Origin of the sequence: Microbacterium sp. B24 (assembly GCF_000333415.1) — a bacterium.
In the GTDB taxonomy this organism is placed as follows: Bacteria; Actinomycetota; Actinomycetes; order Actinomycetales; family Microbacteriaceae; genus Microbacterium.
The window spans coordinates 16,493-39,672 of sequence record NZ_BADB01000386.1; the positions used below are offsets into that span (position 1 = coordinate 16,493).

22 protein-coding genes are annotated in these 23,180 nt (G+C 66.8%); 11 read left to right on the forward strand and 11 right to left on the reverse strand.

The window, feature by feature from the left end:
• Window positions 1-231: 231 nt before the first annotated feature.
• Together I5I_RS10840 and I5I_RS10845 are read right to left on the reverse strand one after the other, a co-directional pair.
• The gene (locus I5I_RS10840; protein WP_239640093.1) at window positions 232-1,596 is read right to left on the reverse strand and encodes a glycosyltransferase family 2 protein; all 1,365 of its coding nucleotides are present in this window, start codon (window positions 1,594-1,596) and stop codon (window positions 232-234) included.
• 670 nt (window positions 1,597-2,266) lie between these two features.
• The gene (locus tag I5I_RS10845; RefSeq protein WP_187289942.1) at window positions 2,267-2,839 is read right to left on the reverse strand and encodes an exosortase/archaeosortase family protein; all 573 of its coding nucleotides are present in this window, start codon (window positions 2,837-2,839) and stop codon (window positions 2,267-2,269) included.
• 530 nt (window positions 2,840-3,369) lie between these two features.
• Between I5I_RS10845 and I5I_RS10850 the strand changes: the two genes are divergently transcribed.
• The 4 genes from I5I_RS10850 to I5I_RS10860 all read left to right on the forward strand — a co-directional run bounded on the left by I5I_RS10850 (window position 3,370) and on the right by I5I_RS10860 (window position 7,092).
• Window positions 3,370-4,281, forward strand: coding sequence for an ABC transporter ATP-binding protein (locus tag I5I_RS10850; RefSeq protein ID WP_036319422.1), 912 nt, complete (start codon window positions 3,370-3,372; stop codon window positions 4,279-4,281).
• Window positions 4,282-4,292: 11 nt separating this feature from the next.
• Window positions 4,293-5,141: an ABC transporter permease gene (locus I5I_RS10855; RefSeq protein WP_187289943.1), complete on the forward strand. Its 849-nt coding sequence runs from the start codon at window positions 4,293-4,295 to the stop codon at window positions 5,139-5,141.
• Between the two features lie 110 nt (window positions 5,142-5,251).
• Window positions 5,252-6,454 (forward strand): sensor histidine kinase, encoded by a 1,203-nt coding sequence (locus I5I_RS16475; protein WP_187289944.1) that lies wholly within the window; start codon window positions 5,252-5,254, stop codon window positions 6,452-6,454.
• The gene (locus tag I5I_RS10860; RefSeq protein ID WP_036319423.1) at window positions 6,445-7,092 is read left to right on the forward strand and encodes a response regulator; all 648 of its coding nucleotides are present in this window, start codon (window positions 6,445-6,447) and stop codon (window positions 7,090-7,092) included. The genes I5I_RS16475 and I5I_RS10860 overlap by 10 nt, the downstream gene beginning before the upstream one ends.
• Window positions 7,093-7,163: 71 nt before the next feature.
• Here the strand turns inward: I5I_RS10860 and I5I_RS16905 are convergent, their stop codons facing one another.
• The gene (locus I5I_RS16905) at window positions 7,164-7,484 is read right to left on the reverse strand and encodes a M23 family metallopeptidase (protein ID WP_036319425.1); all 321 of its coding nucleotides are present in this window, start codon (window positions 7,482-7,484) and stop codon (window positions 7,164-7,166) included.
• Between the two features lie 92 nt (window positions 7,485-7,576).
• Here I5I_RS16905 and I5I_RS10870 point away from each other — a divergent pair, with 92 nt between their 5' ends.
• Entirely contained in the window at window positions 7,577-9,022 is a 1,446-nt protein-coding gene (locus I5I_RS10870; RefSeq protein ID WP_036319582.1) for a phytoene desaturase family protein, read from the forward strand.
• A gap of 19 nt (window positions 9,023-9,041) precedes the next feature.
• Here I5I_RS10870 and I5I_RS10875 read toward each other — a convergent pair whose 3' ends face one another.
• The 8 genes from I5I_RS10875 to I5I_RS10910 form a co-directional block, all read right to left on the reverse strand.
• Complete coding sequence (locus I5I_RS10875) at window positions 9,042-9,608, reverse strand: GNAT family N-acetyltransferase (RefSeq protein WP_036319427.1); 567 nt, start codon at window positions 9,606-9,608, stop codon at window positions 9,042-9,044.
• 264 nt (window positions 9,609-9,872) lie between these two features.
• Window positions 9,873-10,229: a monovalent cation/H(+) antiporter subunit G gene (gene mnhG / locus I5I_RS10880; RefSeq protein ID WP_036286831.1), complete on the reverse strand. Its 357-nt coding sequence runs from the start codon at window positions 10,227-10,229 to the stop codon at window positions 9,873-9,875.
• Window positions 10,226-10,495 carry a monovalent cation/H+ antiporter complex subunit F gene (locus tag I5I_RS10885; RefSeq protein WP_036319429.1) on the reverse strand — a complete coding sequence of 90 codons (270 nt, stop codon included), beginning with the start codon at window positions 10,493-10,495 and terminating at the stop codon, window positions 10,226-10,228. The genes mnhG and I5I_RS10885 overlap by 4 nt, the downstream gene beginning before the upstream one ends.
• Window positions 10,492-11,073, reverse strand: coding sequence for a Na+/H+ antiporter subunit E (locus I5I_RS10890; protein ID WP_036319432.1), 582 nt, complete (start codon window positions 11,071-11,073; stop codon window positions 10,492-10,494). The genes I5I_RS10885 and I5I_RS10890 overlap by 4 nt, the downstream gene beginning before the upstream one ends.
• Window positions 11,070-12,635 (reverse strand): Na+/H+ antiporter subunit D, encoded by a 1,566-nt coding sequence (locus I5I_RS10895; protein WP_036319434.1) that lies wholly within the window; start codon window positions 12,633-12,635, stop codon window positions 11,070-11,072. Before I5I_RS10895 ends, I5I_RS10890 begins: the two co-directional genes overlap by 4 nt.
• Window positions 12,632-13,177 (reverse strand): Na(+)/H(+) antiporter subunit C, encoded by a 546-nt coding sequence (locus tag I5I_RS10900; RefSeq protein ID WP_036319435.1) that lies wholly within the window; start codon window positions 13,175-13,177, stop codon window positions 12,632-12,634. The genes I5I_RS10895 and I5I_RS10900 overlap by 4 nt, the downstream gene beginning before the upstream one ends.
• The gene (locus I5I_RS10905; protein ID WP_036319436.1) at window positions 13,174-16,101 is read right to left on the reverse strand and encodes a Na+/H+ antiporter subunit A; all 2,928 of its coding nucleotides are present in this window, start codon (window positions 16,099-16,101) and stop codon (window positions 13,174-13,176) included. Before I5I_RS10905 ends, I5I_RS10900 begins: the two co-directional genes overlap by 4 nt.
• Window positions 16,102-16,157: 56 nt before the next feature.
• A complete protein-coding gene (locus I5I_RS10910; RefSeq protein ID WP_036319437.1) occupies window positions 16,158-17,207 on the reverse strand; it encodes a LacI family DNA-binding transcriptional regulator in 1,050 nt (349 codons plus the stop codon).
• Window positions 17,208-17,315: 108 nt separating this feature from the next.
• Here I5I_RS10910 and I5I_RS10915 point away from each other — a divergent pair, with 108 nt between their 5' ends.
• The 6 genes from I5I_RS10915 to I5I_RS10940 all read left to right on the forward strand — a co-directional run bounded on the left by I5I_RS10915 (window position 17,316) and on the right by I5I_RS10940 (window position 23,090).
• Entirely contained in the window at window positions 17,316-18,548 is a 1,233-nt protein-coding gene (locus tag I5I_RS10915) for an MFS transporter (protein WP_036319438.1), read from the forward strand.
• A gap of 83 nt (window positions 18,549-18,631) precedes the next feature.
• On the forward strand, window positions 18,632-19,975 hold the full coding sequence (locus tag I5I_RS10920) for an HNH endonuclease signature motif containing protein (RefSeq protein ID WP_036319439.1): 1,344 nt from the start codon (window positions 18,632-18,634) through the stop codon (window positions 19,973-19,975).
• A 44-nt stretch (window positions 19,976-20,019) separates the two neighbouring features.
• The gene (gene nucS / locus I5I_RS10925) at window positions 20,020-20,712 is read left to right on the forward strand and encodes an endonuclease NucS (RefSeq protein WP_036286807.1); all 693 of its coding nucleotides are present in this window, start codon (window positions 20,020-20,022) and stop codon (window positions 20,710-20,712) included.
• Between the two features lie 20 nt (window positions 20,713-20,732).
• Entirely contained in the window at window positions 20,733-21,428 is a 696-nt protein-coding gene (locus I5I_RS10930; protein ID WP_036319442.1) for an HAD hydrolase-like protein, read from the forward strand.
• A gap of 136 nt (window positions 21,429-21,564) precedes the next feature.
• Complete coding sequence (locus I5I_RS10935; RefSeq protein WP_036319444.1) at window positions 21,565-22,065, forward strand: septum formation family protein; 501 nt, start codon at window positions 21,565-21,567, stop codon at window positions 22,063-22,065.
• Complete coding sequence (locus tag I5I_RS10940; protein WP_036319447.1) at window positions 22,062-23,090, forward strand: hypothetical protein; 1,029 nt, start codon at window positions 22,062-22,064, stop codon at window positions 23,088-23,090. The genes I5I_RS10935 and I5I_RS10940 overlap by 4 nt, the downstream gene beginning before the upstream one ends.
• The last annotated feature ends 90 nt before the right edge of the window (window positions 23,091-23,180 follow it).

The following is a 23,180-nucleotide window of genomic DNA, read 5'->3' on the forward strand; positions in this document are numbered from 1 at the left end:
ACATCCAAAGAGAGAGAAGACTTGCCTACTACGTGACGCCGGAGCGTAACAGATCACCCCCTCGGGCACCCCCGATCGTCACCCCCCTAGCACTCTTGATCTCGGTTCCATGCCACCGCCGCTCGACCTGTGGCCACCTAGCGGTAACTTGCGGATGGAGCGACGTTCGCACGAACCCGAGGAGACGAAGCTGACCCCGCTCCCGCCACAGATGTCGGGGGAGGGAACTTCTCAGCTCTCGCGGGCGACCGGCTGACCTATGGCAGCCTCGGAATTTCGCCGAGTCTTGGCCCAGCCCGATCTTCCGGTAAGGAGGCGCCCAAAGGCGCGCCAGGTAGTCACATAGAAGGCATATACGTAGAGCACATAAGCCCAGCCCCAGCCCACCCCTCGCCAGTAGCCCTGCTTCCGCTCACACTTCGCGATGTAGACCGGTCCCCATAGAAAGAAGGGCGCAAGACCGGCGACCAAATAGATGCCGAGCAGGGCGGCCCCCCCTCTGGTCAAGAAATCTACGAGGAACTCCGTGTTCGAGAGAAGCGCAGTCGCAAGAAAGATCATGGGGATGGGGTACACAAAGGTACCTATCAGGGTCAACCACGGCTGCAGGAAGTAGTAGGTCATCTCGACGATTCCAGCATTCGAGATCTTGCGACTCGACCATACGGCCGGCCAGTAGCGAATGCACTGCATGACACCTTGTCCCCACCGAGTCCGCTGCGTGAGGTAGCGCCGCAGATCGAAGAGAGCTTCCTGGTCAACCCAGGTGTCTGGGCAGAATCGGTTTTTCCAGCCGGCGAGAAGCAGGTGGACCCCGAGTTCAAAGTCCTCCAGCAGGGAACCTCGCCAAGCTCTACCATCTCCCCCATCGAGCGACTGGAGCGCAGACAAGCGCGTGAACTGCCCATTACCGCCCATGCCCACTGTTCCCGTGTAGATCCGGGCGGATTGGATTGCGGAGATTACAGTCCGGAACTCGACGTCTTGCATTCGCACGAGTGTTCGTGCGAAGAAGTTTCGGAGCCTCCCGGAGGAAGAGAGAGGCGTGTGGACGTCGCGGTTCATCATTCTCACCACGATCTGGACGCCGCCCACTGAAGAATCCCCGAAGTAGTCTGGGCCAGCGACTGCGCGCAAACAACCGACGGCGGGTCGCCCATCAGCGTCTACAACACCGACGATGACCCGCTCCGTGTCAACACCCTCCCCGAGCCAGGCTATGAGCTCATGGTAGGCGGCATTCAGTGCGTCGCCCTTGCCCGTTCTAGCCTTGGGCCTGCGACGCTGGACCAGATGAACGAGAGGTGAGGCTTCCATCCACCCGGCGACAATGACCGCGGTGTCGTCATCTGAGTCGTCATCTATAACCCATACATGGGTATCAGGGAAACTCTCGAGCAGATACTCGAGAGTTTCCCCGATTACCGCTTGCTCATCTCGGCAGGGGACGAAGAGGTGCCACTCCAGGTCGCCCGGCTCGCCCGATCGACGCGATCGACGGCGAAGAAAGGGCACGACTATGAGTAAGACATACAGGGTGAAGATCACTGAGAGGATGAGCGAGAGCTGCATTGAGACAGCAAGGACGATCTGCAACTTCTCTATCTACTCTCTTTTAGCCGACGCCCAACCAAGCGTTATTACCGCGCAACCTCGTTCTCGCTTGCTCTGTTGCGGCCGGACCTGAACAGCAAGGCCCCGAAGAGCATCAGTCCGAGTGAGCCTGCGACGACCAGCAACGCAGGAAAGTCCATCCCTGTCGTAGCAAGGACCGCAGCAGCCCCGCCTCCACCAGCGATTCCGCCATAAGGGGTGTACAAGTTCGTGCCTCCGTCTTGGATGGGGTGCTTCCCCGTCCACTTTCCAGTTCATCTCTTATAGAAGAGAGAGCTACCGCCCCATCAAGGTGACGGGCAGGGACCGGCGAGGTACCCCGGTGCCCCCAGGGCCGCTCTACGCCCTACAAGATCTCTCTTGAGGTTTGGCAGGGCGAGTCGCGCCCGGATTCCTATCGGGAGAACTCGCCCTGCAGACGCCAGCCAGGCCCCGTAGGTACTCGCCGCTCGAGGAGCTGCCCCCAGCAACCACGAAGCTGCGTCCGTATATGGAGAGCGACAGCCAGCCGGAAAGTGACGCAACCCAGACACCGGTGATGCGCAGCCTCACCCACGAGCATCCGGTTCAGAAGCCGCTTTGAGTGACTCACACGAACATCGGCGGGGGTGAGGCGAAGGCTTCACCCCCAAGGCTCCGGTGGGTCTCGCGCTCAAGGCGCACTCAGGATCTCGGGGCTTGCACGCTGCTTCCGTCTTTTCATGACGAGGTAGGACATCGCGACAGCTCCCACGATTGCCCCGACGCTCATGAGCGACCCGGTGACGGTATGGGTCCACCCATAACCATCAATCCCCCACCAGACCAGGGTGGCGCCGATGAAGGCGATGCGGACCTCGTTGATGACAACGATTATGGTCACGCTCAGTAACAGCGCGGGCAAGATACGGGCAGGGGAAAACCTTCGAGACAGCAAAAAAAGCGCCGCTACCGCAAAGAAGGGCGCGGTGAGGAAGACTGCGCTGCACTCCGGGGTGATCTGGAGTACGTAGGTCGGGTCGTCAACGAAGGCGATGTAGGGGAGTGTGAACGGCGCGTATGAGGGAACACGAAAGACTGCGCTCAGTACGCGCGCCGCGAGGTCTGCCTCGATAGCGAGCACCGCAGGCAGGTAGATGAATGCTGACGCCATGAGTCCGACAAGACCGAGGGCAAGAACCAGACGCGTCACCCATTTGAGTGCTGTGCCCGAACTTGTTGCACCTGCCGACTCCTCAAGTACCATCCATGCTCTCCTGCCCTCTCCTGCGCGTGTCCCCTCGAGACAGACAGGTCCCCCTGACCGCATGGGGCGCTTGCCTCTGTATAGAGAGTCCCGGGTGGAAGAGTGAGTGACGAGAGCGACGACAACCTCTGTCTCCCGAGCCGGGGCCCAGCATGTTGTTCATGTCCGCACTGATCCGATGAGGACGTTCAGCCTTGGTCGGCCGACGGCTGGGCGACCACGGAACGTTTCAAACATTCCCTCGGAATGAGCATCACTTTTCCGGTACTCCCAGGCTCTTCATGGCATGGAGAGGGCCCCGCACCGTACCCCGCATCTCGGCGCAGTGGGAGCGCTATCCACTCTGGTTACCGGTGCACTTTCACTCGGTGGGTTCGCGGCGAACCCACCATCACGATCCCCTACTCGACGAAGGGTCCTTCCTCTACTAATGACCGTCGATCGCCATCCGACCTGAGTAGGAAAATGAAGGCGCCGAGATGGGCCCCACGTGTGATGCGTGTTGAAGAGCTCGAACCTAACGTGAAGCCATGATTGAAGTTAGGAACCTGAGCAAGCGCTACGGGAAGAAGACAGCGGTCAACGATGTTTCCTTCACGATTCACCCCGGGCAAGTGACGGGGTTCCTGGGGCCGAACGGTGCGGGCAAATCGACGACGATGAGAATGATTGTCGGCCTAGACCGGCCCACGTCGGGTCACGCGATGGTGAATGGGAAGCAGTATGCAGATCATCGCGACCCACTACATCAGGTAGGCGCGTTGCTGGAGGCCAAGGCGGTCCACACCGGTCGTAGCGCATATAACCACCTGCTCGCTTTGGCGGCTACGGCATCGCTACCAAAGTCTCGAGTTCACGAAGTGATCGAGATGACCGGACTAGAAGGAGTTGCCTCCAAGCGGGTCGGTGGGTTCTCTCTCGGAATGGGACAACGCCTTGGGATTGCAGCGGCACTTCTCGGTGACCCGCAGACCTTGATCCTCGATGAGCCTGTGAACGGCCTGGACCCGGACGGCGTCCTCTGGGTGCGGCAGCTGACTCGCTACCTCGCCTCCCAAGGAAGAACGGTTTTTCTCTCTAGCCATCTGATGAGCGAGATGGCTCTTACCGCCGATCATGTGGTCGTTCTCGGCCGCGGTCGCGTGCTCGCTGACGCCTCGATCGAAGCGCTTACTGCACAGGCCGGCGCAACACATGTGTCAGTGCGTACCTCCGCGCCACAGGTATTGGCAGCCGCAATCGCTGGCCCAAACGTCACAGTCACACAGATGCCCGATGGCAGTCTGTCCGTGGATGGAATGGATGCATCAGACGTGGGGGCGGCAGCTCTTCGGGTCGGGGTCCCCGTTCAGGAGTTGCGTACAGTCTCCGCCAGTCTCGAACAGGCCTACTTGGAGCTCACCCAGGACGAGGTTGAGTACCGTTCGGAGGTGTCAGCGTGATGTCTTCCACAATGCCTAAGATCTCGACCTCTCTTAATGCCCGGCTGAGCGCCGGTGGAGTACTGCGGTCTGAATGGGTAAAGCTGCGCAGCGTGCGCTCAACAGCGTGGTGCTATGGAGCTCTCATCGCACTGATGGTTGCCATCGGTCTACTCGTTTCGAGCCTTAGCTTCAGCAGCTCGGGATCGGAGTCAACCACGGGGGACCTTGCTCGATCCATCGTCGTTGACGTCAACACCGCCGGGCTCAAAATAGCGGTCCTCATCGCGTGCGTGCTGGGGGCGCTCATCGTGACCGGCGAGTATTCCACTGGCATGATCCGTTCCACGTTCGCCACTGTCCCTCGACGTACAGGCGCGCTCATCGCGAAGGCCTTTGTTCTCGCAGTGACTACCTTCGTTGCAACTGCAATCGGAATCTGGCTCTCCGCGTTCGCCTCCTGGCCGTCGCTGGCGAGCCAGCAGATCGACGTGGATCTGGGAAGCCCTTCGGTGTTCATGCCGTTGATCGGTGGCGCGGTCTACACGACCATGGTGGCACTCCTCGCCTTTGGCTTCGGCGTCATCTTGCGCAGCACCGCTGGGACGCTGGCCGTGGTTCTCGGTCTCATCTTGGTTGCACCGGTCATCATTCCGATGCTGGGAGGAATGGTCGACGCCGATTGGGCTCGCACCCTTAGCGCGCTGATGCCGCAGAACGCCGGCGGACAGCTGTTCGCGTTCTCCGGCGACGCGTCGATCCCGCAGTCCGACACCGGGGCTCTCAAACTGGATGGCTGGGGCGGCTTTGGCGTGCTGGCCGCGTGGGATGTAATCGTTCTGGCGGCAGCCATAGCACTGGCTAAGTGGCGCGACGCATGATTGCTCGGCAACCGCAGGCCCGCGCTGCTAGTGGAACTAACGCCGCAGACCTGCGGTTGCCGAGCACCCCCGGTATTTTCCGTCGCTACCGTTCGCGGCACCCGCGATTGATGGATGTCCTCCTCGTCCTCGCCATCGTCGATATCGCAGGAAACTGGGCGTTGGGGATAGCGGCATCCGAAATTCCCCAGGGAGCGTCGATCCTACTAACGGCGTTGCTTGCCGCGACTACTGCTGCAGGGGTGTTGTTCCGCCGCACGCGACCTCTTATGGCATTGAGCGTGATGGCAGCCGGCGCCGTCGTCGTCTCGATCTGGCCGCCCAACCAATTCGTTCTACTACCCGCAGCGTTCGCTGTGTACTCCCTCGCTGTCCACAAATCGGTGCAATCCGGATGGGCTGCGGCTGTGATCGTTGGAGCCTTAGCCGTCACGGCAGCCCTTATCAGAGAAGCCGGCCAAACGACAGTAGGCAGCTTCAATCCCCTACTCAATCCCAGTCCTGATGCCCCAACGCCGCTATGGGTGTCTGTCCTCTCCTTCTCAGCACAAATAGGCGTCGTGCTAGCGGTGAGTCTCGCGCTAGGTATCACCATCGGCGACCGCCGCCGCTACCTGGAAGCGCTCATAGAACGAGCCCGAGAGCTCGCCGTCGAACGAGATCGGCAAGGAGAACTCGCAGCTGCTGCAGAGCGAAACCGAATTGCCACGGAGATGCACGACATCGTTTCCCACAGTCTGACGATGATGATTGCCTTGGCTGAGGGTTGCGCCGCCACGGCAGATAGGGCTTCACCGGAAGCTGCCGATGCGATGCGTAAGGTCGCTAGCACTGGCCGGTCAGCAATGGTGGACATGCGCAGGATGCTTGGTGTCCTGGGCGGAGATCTTGCAGAGACCGTCCCTCAGCCGAACCTGGCGGATCTTCCCCAGCTAATCGAACGATTCCGTAACCTCGGCGTCCCCGTCACCCTCCGCATCGACGGACACCCTCCGAGCGACCCGACTCTACAGCTGACGATTTATCGGATCGTGCAGGAAGCACTGACCAACGCAACCCGATATGCACACGGCCCAACCGAAGTCGCCGTCCGCATCGCGCTAGACGCGACAACTCTCACGACGACGATCATCGATGATGGGCTACCCGGTTTTCCCTACAGGCCAGCCGGGACTGGTCGAGGGCTTCCGGGGATCCGGGAAAGAGTCGCCGCGCTCAATGGCACGGTCGACGCTGGGCCAAGAAGGGACAACCTCGGGTGGAAAGTCAAAGCCACCCTGCCGCGCGGCGACGCGAAGGAAGGATGGACGTGATCAGAGTCCTGATCGCTGACGACCAAGAGCTCATTCGTCTCGGATTTCGGATGGCACTGGCCGAAGAACAAGACTTGCAGGTTGTTGCGGAAGCGACGAATGGCGTCCAAGCCGTCGAAAAGGCTCGGCGCACCCGGCCCGACGTGGTGCTCATGGACGTGCGAATGCCGTACCTCGACGGTATCGCCGCCACCAAGATGATCACGGAGGATCTCTCAGAGACCCGAGTGCTGATACTCACGACGTTCGACCTCGATGAGTACGCTTTCGGGGGTCTGCGAGCGGGTGCCAGCGGCTTCATGCTCAAGGACTCAAGATCAGAACAGATAGTCGACGCCATCCGTGCGATAGCTGCAGGAGATGCCTCAATGTCCCCGCGAGTTACGAAACGTATGCTCGAGATGTTCGGGGCACGCCTCCCCGATGGGACCCCCGACGCGACCGCAGCGCTTAGCCCTCGCGAGCGCCAGATCCTCGTTGCTATCGGCGAAGGCAAAAGCAACCCCGAGATCGCCAAGGCGTTTTTCCTCAGTGAGGGCACGGTTAAAACCCATGTAAGTCGAGTGCTCAGCAAGCTCGGTTTACGTGATCGCATCCAGGCGGTCATCTTCGCGTATGAGCATCGACTAGTCGGTTAACTCCAGCTTGTGCGACGTGGCCGATACGAAACTCCATATCAAGGATGAGGCATAGCTGGAAGCAAGCCTCGTCACAACCAGTTCTGCTGAGGGGCAGGGGGGCGTCCCGTGGTGCCATGAAGGGGCTCGGGGTTGATCGGGGTTCCGTTCTTCTCGACCTGGAAGTGCAGATGACAGCCCAGCGCGTAGCCGGTGTCGCTCATCTTCCCGAACTGTGTCCCGGGACTCACAACGTCGCCGGCCTTCACGAGCAGGCCGACCTCCATGTGGAAGTACCCAGTGAAGAGGCCGCCGCCGTGGTCGACCCACACGATGAGAGCGATCGAATCGAAAAGCTCCTGCCCGCTCATGCTCCCTTTCGCCGCACGGACGAACTGGAAGATGAGCAGCATAATGGCGACCGCCCGCCCGGCGACGGCGGGCGGCCCGCCTCTACGATGGGAAGGGACCCGGAGGAGGCTCCATGGCGACCAGCGCATGGCCGATGACCGACGTCGAGGTCGTCGGATCGGGCCCCAACGCACTGGCCGCCGCCGTCACCCTCGCACGCGCGGGCCTGTCAGTGCGCGTCTTCGAGCGGATGTCGCACCTCGGCGGCGGAGCCCGCACCGCCGAGACGGTCGCGCCCGGATACCAGCACGACACGTGCTCGGCCGTGCATCCGTTGGCGCTGGCCTCACCCTTCTTCCGCGCCTTCGGGCTCGCGCGTCGCGTGCAGTTCGTCACACCGGAGATCTCGTTCGCACATCCCTTGAGCGCCGCCGACGGCGGCTCCGGCATCGCCTATCGCGATCTGGAGCGCACGGTCGAGGGCCTGGGCCGCGACGGCGCCGCCTACCGCCGCCTGATCGCGCCGCTCGCCGCCCGTTCGCGCGAGATCGCCCGGTTCACGGGTTCCCCGCTGCTGCGCGTGCCTCCGCATCCTCTCGTCAGCGCCCGCTTCGGCGCGCGAGCGGTTCTGCAGGGCAGCGCCGCCTGGAATGCGCCCTTCAGCGGCGCCGTCGCTCCGGCGATGATCACCGGCGTCGCCGCCCATGCGATCGCGCCGCAGCCGAGCCTGATCGCCGCGGCCGCCGGCCTCGCCCTGCAGACACACGCGCACGCGGCCGGTTGGCCGATCCCGATGGGCGGCTCCCAGGCGATCTCCGACGCCCTCGCCGACGATCTCCGCGCACACGGCGGCGAGATCGTGCTCGACCACGAGATCGCCTCGCTCGACGAGCTGAACGCTCGCGCGGTGGTGCTGGACGTCGCCCCGCGCGCGCTCGTGCGGCTCGCCGGCGAGCGGATGCCGAGCGGCTACCGGCGGCGCCTGGAGCGGTTCCGCTACGGCAGCGGCTCGGCCAAGGTGCAGTTCGCTCTCTCGGGTCCGGTCCCCTGGGCCGACGACCGGATCGCCGAGGCCGGCACGGTGCACATCGGCGGCACGCGCGCTCGCATCGCTGCGGCCGAACGCGAGGTGCTCGCCGGGCGACACGCGGCATCCCCCTATGTGCTCGTCTCCCAGCCATCGGTCTTCGACGCGACACGGGCGCCGCACGGCCACCACGCCCTCTGGGCGTACACGCACGTGCCGGCTGGTTCGACGCTCGACCAGACCGAGGCCGTCACCCGCGCGATCGAGAACGTCGCACCCGGATTCCGCGATGTCATCATCACGTCGCGCAGCACGTCGGCCGCGCAGCTCGAGGCCGACAACCCGAACTACATCGGCGGCGACATCGCGGCCGGCGCCGCGACCCTGCGCCAGCTGTTCGCACGGCCCGTGCTCAGTGCCGAGCCGTGGCGAACGCCCCTGCCGGGCGTCTACCTCTGCGGCGCGGCGACGAGCCCTGGGCCGGGTGTGCACGGGCAGTCGGGATGGTTCGCCGCGCGGAGCGTGCTGCGACACGAGTTCGGGATGGCCCGCACGCCGTCACTCGCACCCTGAGGTCGCTGCGCGAGGCGCGTCACCGCAGCGGCAGCATGACCTTCTCGAAGCGGAAGCCGCGATCCTCGCCGTCGAAGCTCCCACCCGGTCGATCCGCTGCATCCGGCTTCTCGGGCGGGCCGGGATGCGGGTGGCCCTCGTGGAAGAACTCGACCGCGTGAAAGCCGCAGACGTTGATGTAGAAATGGATGTTGCGCACCTCGAAGTGCGGAGTGAAGGTCTCCCAGACCCGGGTGTCGGGGTAGCGCTCCTCGATCGCGCGCCACGCGCGCCGACCGAGTCCCTTGCCCTCGCGACCGACATCGATGAAGAACAGCTCCAGCGCGCGGCGGCCCGCCTCCCGGCCCGGAACGACGACCGCCCCTCCGACGCGTTCGCCGTTCTCGAGCAGGTGCAGCACCTCGGCATCGGGAGCATCGAACGACTCTGCGAGCTCACGATCGCTGGGAATGGGTTCCGTGCTGGGCTGCCCCGTCTCCTTCTCCACGGCGGGGGCGAAAGCCGCCTGAATGCGCCGACCGACGTCGGCGAGGTCGTCGCGGATCGCCGGCTCGAGCGTCAGGGGTGGCGTGCTCGCGGTTGTCATGATTCTTGCCTCTCTCACGCGGTTCTTCCAGTCCACCAGCGCGCCGCGTCGGCCGCATCGCCCGAGCGACCGGACTTTCCCGCCGATCGGGGGACTCGGCCTCGGACCGAGGGGAGGGATGCCGGGGCCGGACCTGTGACCCCCCAGTTGACGGTCCGGCCCCCGACTCGTCCAGTGTGGCGGCGATGCCGGACGTGTGCGCCGTTGTCCACAAGTGCCGCCGGCAGCGTCCGCACATCCGCCGATGGGGAGGAGTTCTCGCGCTCAGCCGCCCGCCGCAGGGGGCGTGCGACGGGCCTCGTCGAGCTCGTCGACGTACAGCGAGCGTTCGTCGATCGTGCCGTTGCGATAGGCCTGGCGTCCGACCATGTGCGCCGACAGCGGCGCGGTGGCCAGCTGCATCATCACCACGGGGACGAGGAAGGCGACCACCGGCCAGCTGCGCAGCGACAGCGCGATCGCGAGGCAGATGAGAATGAGCCCGAGCACCTGCGGCTTCGTCGCGGCATGCAGCCGCGTCGGCACATCGCGAAAGCGCAGCAGCCCGATCGCCGCCGTGACGCACAGCAAACCGCCGATGAGCACGAGCACGAGGGCCGCGATGTCGAGGAGATCGTTCATCGGTCGGTGTTGTCCCTCCGTGCGACGAAGCGCGCCACTGCGATGGAGCCGAAGACACCGACGGCGGCGATGATGAGCAGCGCCGGCAGCGACCGGGTGTGGTGGTTGATCACCATGTCCGCGCCCAGGGCGCACATGACGAGCGTCAGCAGCACGTCCGATGCCACGGCGCGGTCGAGGATCGACGGCCCCACGATGATGCGCCACAGCGTGAGGAGGCCCGCCGCCGCGAAGATGACGTAGATGGCGATGATGAGAACGGTCATCGAGGTGCGCCGCCTTCCCGCGGCGAGCGCGCACCGATCTGCTGAATGGCCCGCAGCTGGGCGCGCGATCCCACCGCGCGCACGATGCGCGCCTCCCAGCCCTGCACGGCGCGGCGCTGCTTCTCCACATCCTCGGCGGAGGAGACGCCGATGACGTGCAGGAAGAGAATGCGCCGGTCACGGTCGACGTCGACGATCAGCGAGCCCGGGATGAGCGACGCCGTCACGCCGACGTGAGCCATGATCAGGTCGTCGTCGGTGCGCAGCGGCACCGCGATCACCGCGGTGCCCGGATAGCGCCGCGGATTGAGGGTCTGCCACGCGACGAGCAAGGAACCACGGATCAGAGCGAGGAAGAACATCACCACGAAGACGAGGCCGTACCAGAGGTTCACCCGTCCCGACAGCTCGACCGCCGGCAGTCGGAACACGCGGGTGACCACGAGCGCCACGACGACGCCGGTCACGGCGGCGAGCACCGTGAACTGACCCCACAGCAGCATCCACAGGGCGACCAGCCACACGAAGAAGGGAAGCTGGCGCCAGACGGCAGCCGCCACCGACGACGTCGGACTCATGATCCGCCCCCGTCGTCGAGCTGCACCAGTGTCACGGGCGTGAGCAGCGCGTCGCCGATGCTCGCGCACAGCGCGTAGAGGGGACCGGCGAAGACCGTGAGGGCGACCGTGACCGCGACCATCCCCGCCGTCGTCGCGGTCATGATGCGCGGAATGACGCGGCGCGCGCCCTCGTCGTCGGCGGCCGGGGCGTCACCGAGGTACGAGATGCGCTCGACGACGCCGGTCTCCTCCGAATGGTCGTCGTCCTCGCGCCAGAAGGCGAGGTTCCACGCGCGCATGAGGGTGTACAGGGTCAACAGCGACGTCACGATGCCGCCGATGATCAAGAGGTACATGAGCGGCGTGCCGACCTCGGCCGCCGCGTCGAACAGCGCGAGCTTGCCGATGAATCCCGAGAACGGCGGCAGCCCGCCGAGGTTGATCGCCGGGATGAAGAACAGCACCGCGAGCAGGGGTGCAGCGCGCATCAGCCCCTTGACCTTGAGGATCGATGTCGAGCCGGCACGACGCTCGACGAGCCCGACCGCGAGGAAGAGCGTGGTCTGCACGATGATGTGGTGGACCATGTAGTAGATGGTCGCGCCGAGAGCGAGAGGCGTCGCGATCGCGAGCCCGAACACGAGGTAGCCGACGTGGCTGACGAGCGTGAACGACAGGATGCGCTTGAGCTCGGCTTGGGCCAGCGCGCCGAGGACGCCGACGATCATGGTCGCCAACGCGACGATCAGCAGCAGCGTGTTGACGTCGTTGTCCCGGAAGATCTGCGTCTCGGTGCGGATCATCGCGTAGACGCCGACCTTCGTCAGGAGGCCCGCGAAGACCGCCGTGACGGGTGCTGGCGCCGTCGGATACGAGTCGGGCAACCAGAACGACAGCGGGAACACGGCCGCCTTGATGCTGAAGGCGAGCAGCAGCATCAGATGCAGGACGAGCTGCGTCGAATCGGGAAGCTCCGTCATCCGCTCGGCCAGCTGCGCGATGTTCACGGTGCCCAGGGCACCGTAGATGGCAGCGATGGCGGCGAGGAAGAGGATCGAGGAGACGAGCGAGACGACGATGTAGACGACCCCGGCGCGGATGCGCGACTCCGTGGAACCGAGGGTGATGAGCACGTACGAGGCGACCAGCAGGATCTCGAAGCCGACGTACAGGTTGAAGAGGTCGCCCGCGATGAACGCGTTGAAGATGCCCGCCGACAGGATGAGATACGAGGGGTGGAAGATCGTCACGGGGGTGTCGTCGTCGCCGTCGGCGGCGCCCTGCCCGACGGAGAAGAGCAGAACGGCAAGCAGCACGATGCTCGAGATCACCACGAGCAGCGCCGCGAGACGATCGACGTACAGCACGATCCCGAACGGGATCGGCCAGCCGCCCACCGACACGGCGATCGCCTGCCCCGACGAGTCGACGGTGTACAGCAGCACGGCGGCGATCGCCAGCACGAGGGTGAGCGTGACGACCGACACACCGACCTGAACGCGGCGCTGGCGACCGAAGACGAGCGCGATGCCGGCGCCGAGCAGCGGCAGGGCGACGAGAAGGGGAACCAGAGCGCTCATCGCGCATCACCGCCCTCTCGGCCGTCTCGACCCGGACGGTCGACGGGGGCGTCGTCGCGGATGCCGTCGAGATCGCGATGGTGCAGCACCGTGATCGGGGCGGTCTCGGTGCCGATGAAGTCGGTCGTCGCGTCCTCGTCCTCGTCCTCGATGGACGTCTCGTCGTCCATCTCGTCCTCTTCGACGGCACCGCGATCACGCACGGCGATGTCTTCCTCGTCGTCGACCACCGTGTCGGCCTGGCCGAGCTGCCACGAGCGGTAGATGAGCGCGAGCAGGAAGGCCGAGACGGCGAAGGTGATGACGATCGCCGTCAACGTCAGCGCCTGCGGCAGCGGGTCGCTCATCTCGTCGACGCCGCCCGCACCGAAGAACGGGGCGATGCCGGGGCGGCCCATGACGACGAGCAGGAACAGGTTGGTGGCGTTGCCCAGCAGCAGGAAGCCGATGAGCACGCGGGTGAGGCTGCGCTCGAGCATGGCGTAGACGCCGCACGCGAAGAGGGCGGCCATGATGAAGATGAGAACGGCCGAGACGGTCACGAGACGAGCACCCCCCTCTCGCGAAGCTCCTGCGTCTGCCGGTCGACCTCGCCACCGAGCGAACGCAGCACGTCGAGCACGAGACCGATCACGACGAGGTAGACACCGATGTCGAAGAGCGTCGACGTCACGAACTCGATGTGACCGACCACCGGGATCTCCGCCTCCCAGAACACGCTCTTCAGGGGCGGCAGGCCGAACAGCAGCGGCACCACCGCGGAGGCCACGGCGAGCGTCATCCCCGCACCGAGAAGGCGCCCGGCATCCGTGGGGGCCGCCGCCCCGAGCTCGTATCGACCACCGGCGACGTAGCGCATCACCAGCGCCATACCGGCGACCAGACCGCCCGCAAAGCCGCCGCCGGGAAGGTTGTGACCGGCGAAGAGCAGGTAGATCGACACGACGATGATGGTGTGGAAGAGAATCCGAACGATGACTTCGAGCAGGATCGACCGGTTCTCCGGGCGTACCTTCTGTCCGCCCACGAGCCATGTCTGACGTGTGCTGTCGGGATCGCTTCCGCGGGGACGCGGCCCCTCCGCGGTCTCGATGAGGGGACGCCGCGTGCGGGTGACCCCCGTCGGCAGCGCCGAGATCGATCGCGAGATGAGATCGGAGCGGTGGGTGACGAACACCAGCGAGGCCACCCCGGTCGCGGCGAGGATCAGGACCGACAGCTCTCCCATCGTGTCCCAGCCGCGCAGGTCGACGAGGGCGACGTTCACGACGTTCTTGCCGTGCCCGAGCTCGTAGGCGAGATCGGGGAAGCGATCGGAGATCGGCGTCGCGACGCGCGCACCGGTCGCGACCATCGCGACCATCGCCATCGTGGCCCCGACGGCGACGGCGAGGATCGCCCGCAGGATCGGCTTGACCGAGGCGTTGTGCTCGCCCAGACGCGCGGGGATCCGTCGCAGCACCAGCGCGAACGCCACGAGCGTGACCGTCTCGACGAGGATCTGCGTCAGTGCGAGGTCGGGGGCCCCGCTCGTCGCGAACAGCGCGATCATGCCGAGTCCGGTCGCCGAGACGAGGACGACGCCGGTGTAGCGCTTCCGAGCCCGTACCGCGAAGATGCCCGCGACGATCATGATCGGCGCGACGACCAGCTGCATCGGCGTCTGCCAGGCGTCGAGCGAGATCTGCCAGTCGCGGCCCGCGAACAGCGCCGTGCCCTCGGCCGCCACGAAGACGACGAAGATCGTGCCGACGTACACCGGAAGCGAACCCCGCTGGGTGAAGGTCGTGGTCCACACGGCGATGCGCGCGATCATGCGCAGCACCAGGTTGTAGACATCGGCGGCCGTGAACGGCAGCACGCGACGCGGCATGCGGCCCGTGCGCTGTGCGATCGTGAACACCAGCGCGCCCAGAGCGATGCTGCCCAGCGACAGGAACAGGGCCGGCTCCCATCCGTGCCAGAGCGCCAGGTGGTACGGATATCCGCCGGCGGTGGGGAGCGTGTCGGCGTAGCCGGAGAAGGCGTGATCGAGCAGCGGTGCCGTGAAGCCGGCGGCGAGAGTCAGGACGGCCAACAGGATCGGCGCCGCGAGGAAGCCCAGCGGTGGATCGGGCCATTGCGTGGCAGGGCGGGCCGCGCCGTCGGCATCCTTCTTCGTCCAGAACGCGCCCCACACGAAACGCAGACCGTACGCGGTCGTGAGGATCGAGCCGAGAAGGATGCCGAGCAGAGGGATGAGCGCATCAGGGCGCGTGCCGCCTTCGAGCAGCGAGCTGAGCACCGCCTCTTTCGCAACGAAACCGACGGTGGGGGCGAACCCCACCATCGACGCGATGGCGATGATCGAGACCACCGCGAGCGTGGGTGCCTGGCGACCGACACCGGACAGCTCGCCGATGTCACGGGTCGACAGCTGACGGTCGATGACGCCGACCACGAGGAAGAGCGCCGATTTGAACAGCGCGTGGCCGATCAGCAGCGCGAGGCCCGCGAGCGCGGAGTTGCGCTCTCCGTAGCCCAGCACGACCGTGAGCATGCCGAGCTGGCTCACCGTGCCGAACGCGAGGATGCGCTTGAGATCGGATTCGCGCAGCGCCTGGAAGCCGCCCAGCAGCATCGTGAAGATGCCCAGACCGATGACGATCGGTCGCCACAGCTCGTTCTCGGCGAACGCCGGCGCGAGCCGGGCGATCAGATAGATGCCGGCCTTGACCATCGCGGCCGCATGCAGATACGCGCTCACGGGCGTGGGCGCGGCCATCGCACCGGGGAGCCAGAAGTGGAAGGGGAAGATGGCCGACTTGCTGAGCGCACCGACCAGCAGCAGAACGATCGCGGTGGCGAGCAGTCCGTCACTTCCCGGCCGCAGAACCGCCGCACCGCTCACGATCGCGGTGATGCTGTTCGTGCCGTAGATCACCGAGAGCATGACCGCGCCGACGAACATCACGAGTCCGCCGAGTGTCGTGACGAGCAGGGCCTGGAGGGCGGCTCGTCGGCTCGCGCCGCGCGCGTGGTAGAAGCCGATGAGCAGGTAGGACAGGATGCTGGTGATCTCCCAGAACATCACGAGCACGATGATGTCGTCCGTCAGGACGAGTCCGTACATCGCCCCCGCGAACCCGAGGAGCGCCGCGGCGAACAGGCCGACGCCCTGCGTCTTGCCATCGAAGTACCAGCGGCAATACAGCAGGACGAGCGCTCCCACCCCCGTGACGATGAGCGTGAGGACCCAGCTGAGGGTGTCCATGCGCATCGAGAGATCGATGCCGAGTTGGGGGATCCAGGGAACGGACTCGGCCGGCACCCGACCGGCGATGACCTCGGGCGTGGCCATGGCGGCGTGGACGAAGGCCACGACCGGCAGAAGCGCTGCGACGAAGAATGCTCGCGAGCCGATTCGCCCGACCAGCCACGGCAGCGCCAGCGGAATCACCGCGAACGCAGCCAGGAGCACGAGCAATCTGGCCTCCTGACAGGTCGCGGGGGTCGGAAGGCCAGTCTACCGGGCGCCCGGTGTCACCCGGCGCGCGAGGTCGTATTACCGATGCGGAATGTGGAAGTGAGGTCGACCGACTCCGGTTCACGCCCGTCGAGCATCGCAGCGATCGCGGCGCCTGCCGCGCGGCCCTTGGCCGTCGCGGGCTGGACGAGCGTGGTCAGCTCGTAGGGGGCGAGCCCGTCGACGGGAACGCCGTCGAACCCGGTGACGCTGACGTCCTGGGGCACGCGCAGACCGGCATCCTCGGCGGCGCGGATGACACCGGCGGCCAGAAGGTCGCTCTGCGCGATGACGGCGGTGGGCCGGGTGCGCGGGTCGGCGAACAGCACGCGCCCCGCGGCGAATCCGTCGTCGATGGAGCTGCCTGCGCACGCGAAGGCCGGCGCGTCGGGGAAGACGTCGCGAGCTCCCTGAAGACGATCGCGCGTCACGTCGACCGCGATCTCGGCATCCGGCGCGATCCACCCGACCGTGCCGGCGGCGTCCTGCCACAGCGTGACGATCGCGACGCGGGTGTGGCCGAGATCGCGGACGTGCTGCGCCGCCCGCCGCTGCGCGTCACGGTTGTCCAGTGCGATGCGGGGAATGCCTTCGCCGGCGTCTCCTTCGACCACCACGACGGGGATGCCGCGGGCCTGGACGATCGGCAGCGACGCGCGGAGCGACCCATCGCAGCCGATGAGCACCGCGGCGTCGATGGAAGCCGTCGTCAGGGTGGGGGCGTTCTCGATGTCGAGCTCGGCGTCGCGGCGAAGGAGGAGGAGGCCCGCACCGAGGGGGGCGACGGCTTCGGCGAGCCCGTCCATCAGGAGACGCTGGACGGGGTCGACGAACATGAAGTTCAAGGACGAACCGACGACGACGGCGACGATGCCGCTGCGGCCCAGACGCAGCGAGGCGGCGCGGGGGTCGGGCCCGGTGTAGCCGAGGGAGTCGGCGGCCTCGATGACCCGCAGTCGCGTGGTGTCCGAGACCGGGGTCTTGCCGCTGAAGACGACGGACGCCGTCGACGGCGAGACGCCCGCGACGCGGGCGACGTCGGCGATGGTGGCCCGGCGGTTCGTCACTCCCCGATGCTAACCCGCGTCGAATCGTTTCGGGCCGGAGATCGGGGATGTGGCGCGCTCGTCGTCGAGGCATCGAATCGATTCGAGAAATGTGGATACAGTGAGGGGGTGATCTCCCGCTCCCGCCTCGACCGCCGCCAGCTCGTCCGCTGGCGCACCTCGATCTTCACGCTGTTCCTCCTGTGCGGCGTGACCTTCGCGTCCTGGGCGTCGCGGCTGCCGGCCGTCAAGCAGAACCTCGCGATCGACGACTTCGAGGTCGGCATCCTGCTGTTCGCCATGGGTGCCGGCTCGCTCATCGGCGTGATGTCGGCCAACGTCGTGGTCGTTCGCTGGGGCGCCAAGCGCGGGCTGTCCGTCACGATCGTGGGCATCGCCATCGGCCTGTTCCTGGCCGCGCTGGGAGTGGACGCGCTGTCGTCCTATCCCCTGACGGTGATCGGATTGGCGACCCTCGGCCTGTGCTTCGGCGCCACGGACGTCATGATGAACGTCGAGGCGGCCGAGGTCGAGCAGGCGTTCGAGCGCACTCTCATGCCCCTTTTCCACGCGTTCTTCAGCCTCGGCACCGTCGCGGGCGCCGGTATCGGCGTCGCGATGACGGCCTGGGGCGTCGGTGCATCGTGGCACCTCGGCACCGTGGCCGTCGTCTGGCTCGTGATCACGGCCAACGCGCTGCGATCCATCCCCCTGCAGGCGCAGGTCACTGTCGACCCGGATGCCGCGTCTCCGGGGCGCCGTGAGCGTCTGCACGCCGCGCTCGAGGTCTGGCGCGATCCGCGCACCTACGCGATCGGCGCCATCATCCTCGGCATGGCCTTCGCCGAAGGCAGCGCGAACGACTGGCTGACGATCGCGGTCGTCGACGGTCACAACGAGTCGGAGGCCACCGGAGCGGTCTTCCTCACGGTCTTCTCCGTCGCGATGACGGTGTTCCGCGCGGTGGGCGGCCCGCTCGTCGACCGCATCGGTCGCGTGTGGACCCTGCGCGCCCTGTCGGTGGCCGCCGGGGTGGGCCTGGTCGTCTTCATCCTCGCGCCGAACCTTCCGGTCGCCGTCATCGGCGTCGCCCTGTGGGGGGCGGGCGCGTCGCTGGGCTTCCCCCTCGGCATGTCGGCTGCGGCCGACGATCCCCGCAAGGCCGCGGCATCCGTCTCTGCGGCGGCGACCATCGGCTACGTCGCCTTCCTCTGCGGACCGCCCGTCCTGGGCTGGGTCAGCCACCAGATCGGCATCCTGAACACCCTCTGGATCATCGTCGGGCTCATCGCCATGAGCGGCTTGGCATCCGGCGCCGCCAAGCCGATCGCGGGGTCGAAGGTGGGCGCGGGACACCACTGAGGCGGTCGCTCTCCCCGGGATGCCGCGACGGTCACCTGTGGATAGATCGAACAAATGTCCGAAGTTCGCCGTACACTCGGGGTATGACGGAGATCGCGCCGGGGGGCGTCATCGAGACCGACAGCGGCGGCCGGTTCGTGGCTGTGCTGTCGGGTCTCGTTGCGGACACTGAGGCGGTGGCTCGCGCTGTGACGGCGGCGCAGGTCGCGGAGGTGCGGGTGCTGGCGCGGGCGGGTCGGCTCGCGGAGCGGGAGGCGGCGGCACAGCGGGGGTCGGTGCGGGAGCACGACATGGTGTTGCGCTCGATCGCGGCGGAGCTGGGTGGGGTGCTGCGGGTGACCGATCGGACGGTGCAGCAGCGGATCGGTGAGGCGCGTGAACTCGTCGAAAGCTACCCGGCGACCCTCGACGCGTGGGAGGCGGAGCGGATCACGCGTGGTCATGTGCGGGTGATCGTGGATGCCGGCGGGCTCGTTCCCGCCGAGCGGCGGGCGGAGTTCGAAGCGGAGGCGATCCGGCTCTGTGAGGGGGATACGCCCAACCGGGTGCGGGCGGCGGTGGAGATTCTCGCCGAACGCACCGCGGAGCGTTCCTTCACCGAGCGCCACCGCACGGCGAGCGCGTGCCGCCGGGTCCGGGTGATCCCCGGGGCTGATGGCATGTCCGACCTCGTCGCGACAGTGCCGACGGTCATCGCCCACGGCATCCTCGACCGTCTTACGCAGCAGGCGATGGTGATCGCCGACAGCCGCCATCACGAGGGCGACGGCGTTGGCGATGGCGATGGCGATACGCGGACGATGGATCAGATTCGCGCCGACGTGCTCTGCGACATGCTGCTCACCGGCAGCCCGACCCTCGACCCCAGCGCGGTCGGCGACCGGCCCGGGGCCCTGGGCGCGATCCGCGCGCAGGTTCAGGTCATCGTCCCCGCACTCACCCTGCTCGACGCCGACGACGGACCCGCGGACCTCGTCGGACGTACCCCGGTCGACGCCGATACCGCCCGCGCTCTCGCCGCAAACGCGCCCACGCTCACCCGGATCCTCACCGGCCCCGTCGACGGGACCGTGATCGCCGTCGATCGGTACCGCACCGCACAGTCGCAGCGCCGATTTCTCCGCGCCCGCGACCAGCACTGCCGGTTCCCCGGATGCCGACGGGCCGCGATCCGCTGCGAGATCGACCACACCGTCGACCACGCGCAGGGCGGCCCCACCGCGCTCTGGAACCTCGCCCACCTGTGTCAGCGGCACCACTCGATGAAGCAGTTCACCTCCTGGAGAGTGCGACAACACCCCGGCGGCATCCTCGAATGGACCTCACCCACCGGACGGGTCTACCGAGAAGACGCCCCCGTCCCCCTCGTGGCGTTCACGGTCGACCCACCACCGCATCCACCAGCGGAATCCGTGCCACCCTTCTGAGCGACCGCGCGGGTTCTCCCCGCGCGCCCTGCGAGACTGGACGAGTGCGTCTCATCATCGCCCGCTGCTCCGTCGACTACTCCGGACGGCTGAACACCCATCTTCCGCTGGCGACCCGCCTGATCATGATCAAGGCCGACGGCACCGTCGCATTTCATCGGGACATCCAGCACGCCCCGCTCAACTGGATGAGCCCTCCGTGCACCCTGACCGTCGAGGCGCCGGATGCCGAGTCTGCGTCGGCCGGTGTGATCGAACACTGGCGCGTGACCCACGCGAAGTCCGGCGATGCTCTTCTCGTGCGCATCTATGAAGTTCTGCACGACTCGTCGCACGAGCTCGGTGTCGATCCCGGCCTGCAGAAGGACGGCGTCGAGGCCGACCTGCAGCGCCTGCTCGCCGAGCAGGTCGAGGTCATCGGCGACAACCTCACCCTCGTGCGCCGGGAGTTCCCGACCGCGATCGGCCCGGTCGATCTGCTGTTGCGCAATCCGGACGGCGGAACGGTCGCGGTCGAGGTCAAGCGCCGCGGCGACATCGACGGCGTCGAGCAGCTCACCCGGTACCTGGAGCTGCTCAACCGCGACCCGCACCTCGCACCGGTGGCGGGAGTGTTCGCCGCCCAAGAGATCAAACCGCAAGCCAAGACGCTCGCCGGCGACCGCGGCATCCGTTGCGTGACCCTCGACTACGAAGGCATGAAGGGCGTCGAATCGGGCGCGCCGCGACTGTTCTGACGGCACCCTAGGCTGGACCCATGACGATGCGATCCCCTTTCACGTGCGTGCTCTGGGACGTCGACGGGACCCTCGTCGACGCTTCCGACGGCATCCTGCGGCGCCTCACGACCGCCCTCGAGCACTTCGGCAAGCCCGCACCGACGCGTGACGAGCTCGTGCACTGGATCGGCCCGCCGATGTTCAACTCGTTCCAGGACAACGTCGGCATGACCCCGGAGCAGGCCACCGAGGCCGTCGCGTACTACCGCACCCTGGGCAAGGCCGACGGTTACACCACGGGAGCGCGACTGTACCCGGGGGTGGCCGAGATCATCGCCGACCTCGACGCTGCGGGAATCTCTCAGGCGACGGCGAGCTCGAAGCCGGAGGTGCAGGTCGTCGCACTCATGGAGCACTTCGATCTGGCGCCGCACATGACGGCGATGGTCGGCTCCACCCCCGACGAGAAGACGCTCGCATCGAAGTCCGACATCGTCGCCGAAGCCCTGCGCCGCCTGCGCGCGGCGGGTGTCGACACGAGCCGCCCGGTGCTCATCGGCGACCGCCACCACGACGTCGAGGGCGGCGCCGCGCAAGGAGTGCCGGTGGTCTTCGTGCGGTGGGGCTTCAGCTGGCCCCACGAGGCCGATGGTGCGTCGGCCGCCGTGGAGAACGCGGCGCAGCTGCGGGCACTGCTGCTCATCGATGATGAGACGGCGTCTCACGCCGGCTGAGCTCTACCGATATATTGGGGGCGCTGCACGGTCGGGGCACGGCCGGGAGTCGGTGACGTGCCCCTGTTTCTCTCACGCGGAGCGTGGGAGCGTGCGGCCCGTGTGAGTCGACATACGTAACCGGAAAGAGTGCCCCATGCGCCTGCACCGCATCATCCCCGCCGCCGCCCTCGTGTCGAGCGTGATCCTCCTCGGAGGCTGCTCCACGATCACGAACCTGATCGGGGGTGATCAGGCCGTCCGCGACGCCGACACCGGACAGGTGACGGAATCCGGCAAGGCCGACGCGTTCACCATCAAGGTCGGCGACTGCTTCAACGACCAGAGTGGCGAGCAGATCAGCGATGTTCCCGCCGTGCCCTGCACCGACCCGCACGACAACGAGGTGTACTACGACCTGACGATGCCGGCCGGTGACTACCCCGGCGACAGCGCGGTGACCGACGCCGCCGAGAAGGGATGCGGAGACGCCTTCTCGACGTTCGTCGGCGTGCCGTACGAAGAGTCGACGCTGGAGTTCAGCTACCTGTTCCCGACGAAGGACAGCTGGGAGGGCGCCGACGACCGCCTGATCTCGTGCATCGTCTACGACCGGTCCGGCAAGGTGACCGGCAGCCTCGCCGGCGCCGCCCGATGAGCACGCCGTCGGGCGAGCAGGTCGTCTTCCGCGGCTCTCTCGCCCGACGGGCGCTCGGCGCCCTCGTCCTGTCGGCGATCCTCGGCGCCCTGGCACTGTTCGCCCTGCCCTCGTTCCTGCCCGTCACCACGAGCAGGTCGACGCGGGCCACTCTCGCCATCACGGCCGCGGTCATCGTCGTCGCCCTCGTGTGGGGCAGCGCGCTCTGGTATGCGAACACGCGCGTGATCGTCGACCGCGACGCCGTCGAGATCCGCCGTCCCGGACAGCTGCTGCATCGGTGGGAGCGCTCGAACGCGGCCTTCACCAGTCGCATCACCAAGCGCTACACCAACGGCATCCCGTCCGGCGTCGATCGGACGCTGATCGTGGAGTCGCCCGGCCGCCGCGACGAAGTGAACGTCCCGCTGTCACGCGAGGCGTTCACCGAGCTGGTGGCCCTGCTCTCGCCGCTCACGGAACACGTCGCCGTCCGAGAGCCCGACGGCACCCACACCGTTGCGCCTCTCGTCGGCACGCGGAGCTTCAGCCCCGATGCCACGGCGGTACGGCGCAGCGCACGTCGCGCCGGCGTCGCGGCCGCCGTTGTCGTCGCCATCGCCGCCGTCGCGATCGCCGTGGCGATGTCGGGCGTGCTGGTGCGCGACGATCGCGAGATCGTGTCGGTCGTGGTCGTGCCACTGCTGCTCGTGCTGGCGGTGATCCTGGGCGTCGTCGCGCTCGTCACCGCCGCGCGGGCTCGCTCGGTGCCCGGACGCGTCGATGTGTCGGCGGGTGCCGTCACGGTCGACGGGCAGACCTTCTTCCTCGCACAGCAGCGCGCCGTGCGTCTCAGCCCGCCCGCCTATCCCCGCCGCCGACTCGTCGTCGTCGATCCGACGGGAACCACCCGCCGCTGGCTGCTCGGGCTGCCGGGATCATCGAAGCGCACGCCGGAGATCCTGCCGGCCTACCCCGAGCTCGTGGCCGCCGTCGCCGCTGCCGCCGTCGGCGCCGAGCAGATCGTGCGGCTCGATCTGGAGTGATCCTCGCTCACGACGAACGAGCCGTCGTCCCACACGGTGTGGACGACGGCTCGCTCCGACGTGAAAACGGCCCGCTCGAAAGCGGGCCGT

Excerpts from the sequence above, each read along its gene's own strand:
- I5I_RS10845 (WP_187289942.1), bottom strand. The coding sequence starts at position 2,839 with ATGGTACTTGAGGAGTCGGCAGGTGCAACAAGTTCGGGCACAGCACTC.
- I5I_RS10850 (WP_036319422.1), top strand. The coding sequence starts at position 3,370 with ATGATTGAAGTTAGGAACCTGAGCAAGCGCTACGGGAAGAAGACAGCG.
- I5I_RS10855 (WP_187289943.1), top strand. The coding sequence starts at position 4,293 with ATGCCTAAGATCTCGACCTCTCTTAATGCCCGGCTGAGCGCCGGTGGA.
- I5I_RS16475 (WP_187289944.1), top strand. The coding sequence starts at position 5,252 with ATGGATGTCCTCCTCGTCCTCGCCATCGTCGATATCGCAGGAAACTGG.
- I5I_RS10860 (WP_036319423.1), top strand. The coding sequence starts at position 6,445 with ATGGACGTGATCAGAGTCCTGATCGCTGACGACCAAGAGCTCATTCGT.
- I5I_RS16905 (WP_036319425.1), bottom strand. The coding sequence starts at position 7,484 with ATGCTGCTCATCTTCCAGTTCGTCCGTGCGGCGAAAGGGAGCATGAGC.
- I5I_RS10870 (WP_036319582.1), top strand. The coding sequence starts at position 7,577 with ATGACCGACGTCGAGGTCGTCGGATCGGGCCCCAACGCACTGGCCGCC.
- I5I_RS10875 (WP_036319427.1), bottom strand. The coding sequence starts at position 9,608 with ATGACAACCGCGAGCACGCCACCCCTGACGCTCGAGCCGGCGATCCGC.
- mnhG (WP_036286831.1), bottom strand. The coding sequence starts at position 10,229 with ATGAACGATCTCCTCGACATCGCGGCCCTCGTGCTCGTGCTCATCGGC.
- I5I_RS10885 (WP_036319429.1), bottom strand. The coding sequence starts at position 10,495 with ATGACCGTTCTCATCATCGCCATCTACGTCATCTTCGCGGCGGCGGGC.
- I5I_RS10890 (WP_036319432.1), bottom strand. The coding sequence starts at position 11,073 with ATGAGTCCGACGTCGTCGGTGGCGGCTGCCGTCTGGCGCCAGCTTCCC.
- I5I_RS10895 (WP_036319434.1), bottom strand. The coding sequence starts at position 12,635 with ATGAGCGCTCTGGTTCCCCTTCTCGTCGCCCTGCCGCTGCTCGGCGCC.
- I5I_RS10920 (WP_036319439.1), top strand. The coding sequence starts at position 18,632 with ATGACGGAGATCGCGCCGGGGGGCGTCATCGAGACCGACAGCGGCGGC.
- I5I_RS10930 (WP_036319442.1), top strand. The coding sequence starts at position 20,733 with ATGACGATGCGATCCCCTTTCACGTGCGTGCTCTGGGACGTCGACGGG.
- I5I_RS10935 (WP_036319444.1), top strand. The coding sequence starts at position 21,565 with ATGCGCCTGCACCGCATCATCCCCGCCGCCGCCCTCGTGTCGAGCGTG.
- I5I_RS10940 (WP_036319447.1), top strand. The coding sequence starts at position 22,062 with ATGAGCACGCCGTCGGGCGAGCAGGTCGTCTTCCGCGGCTCTCTCGCC.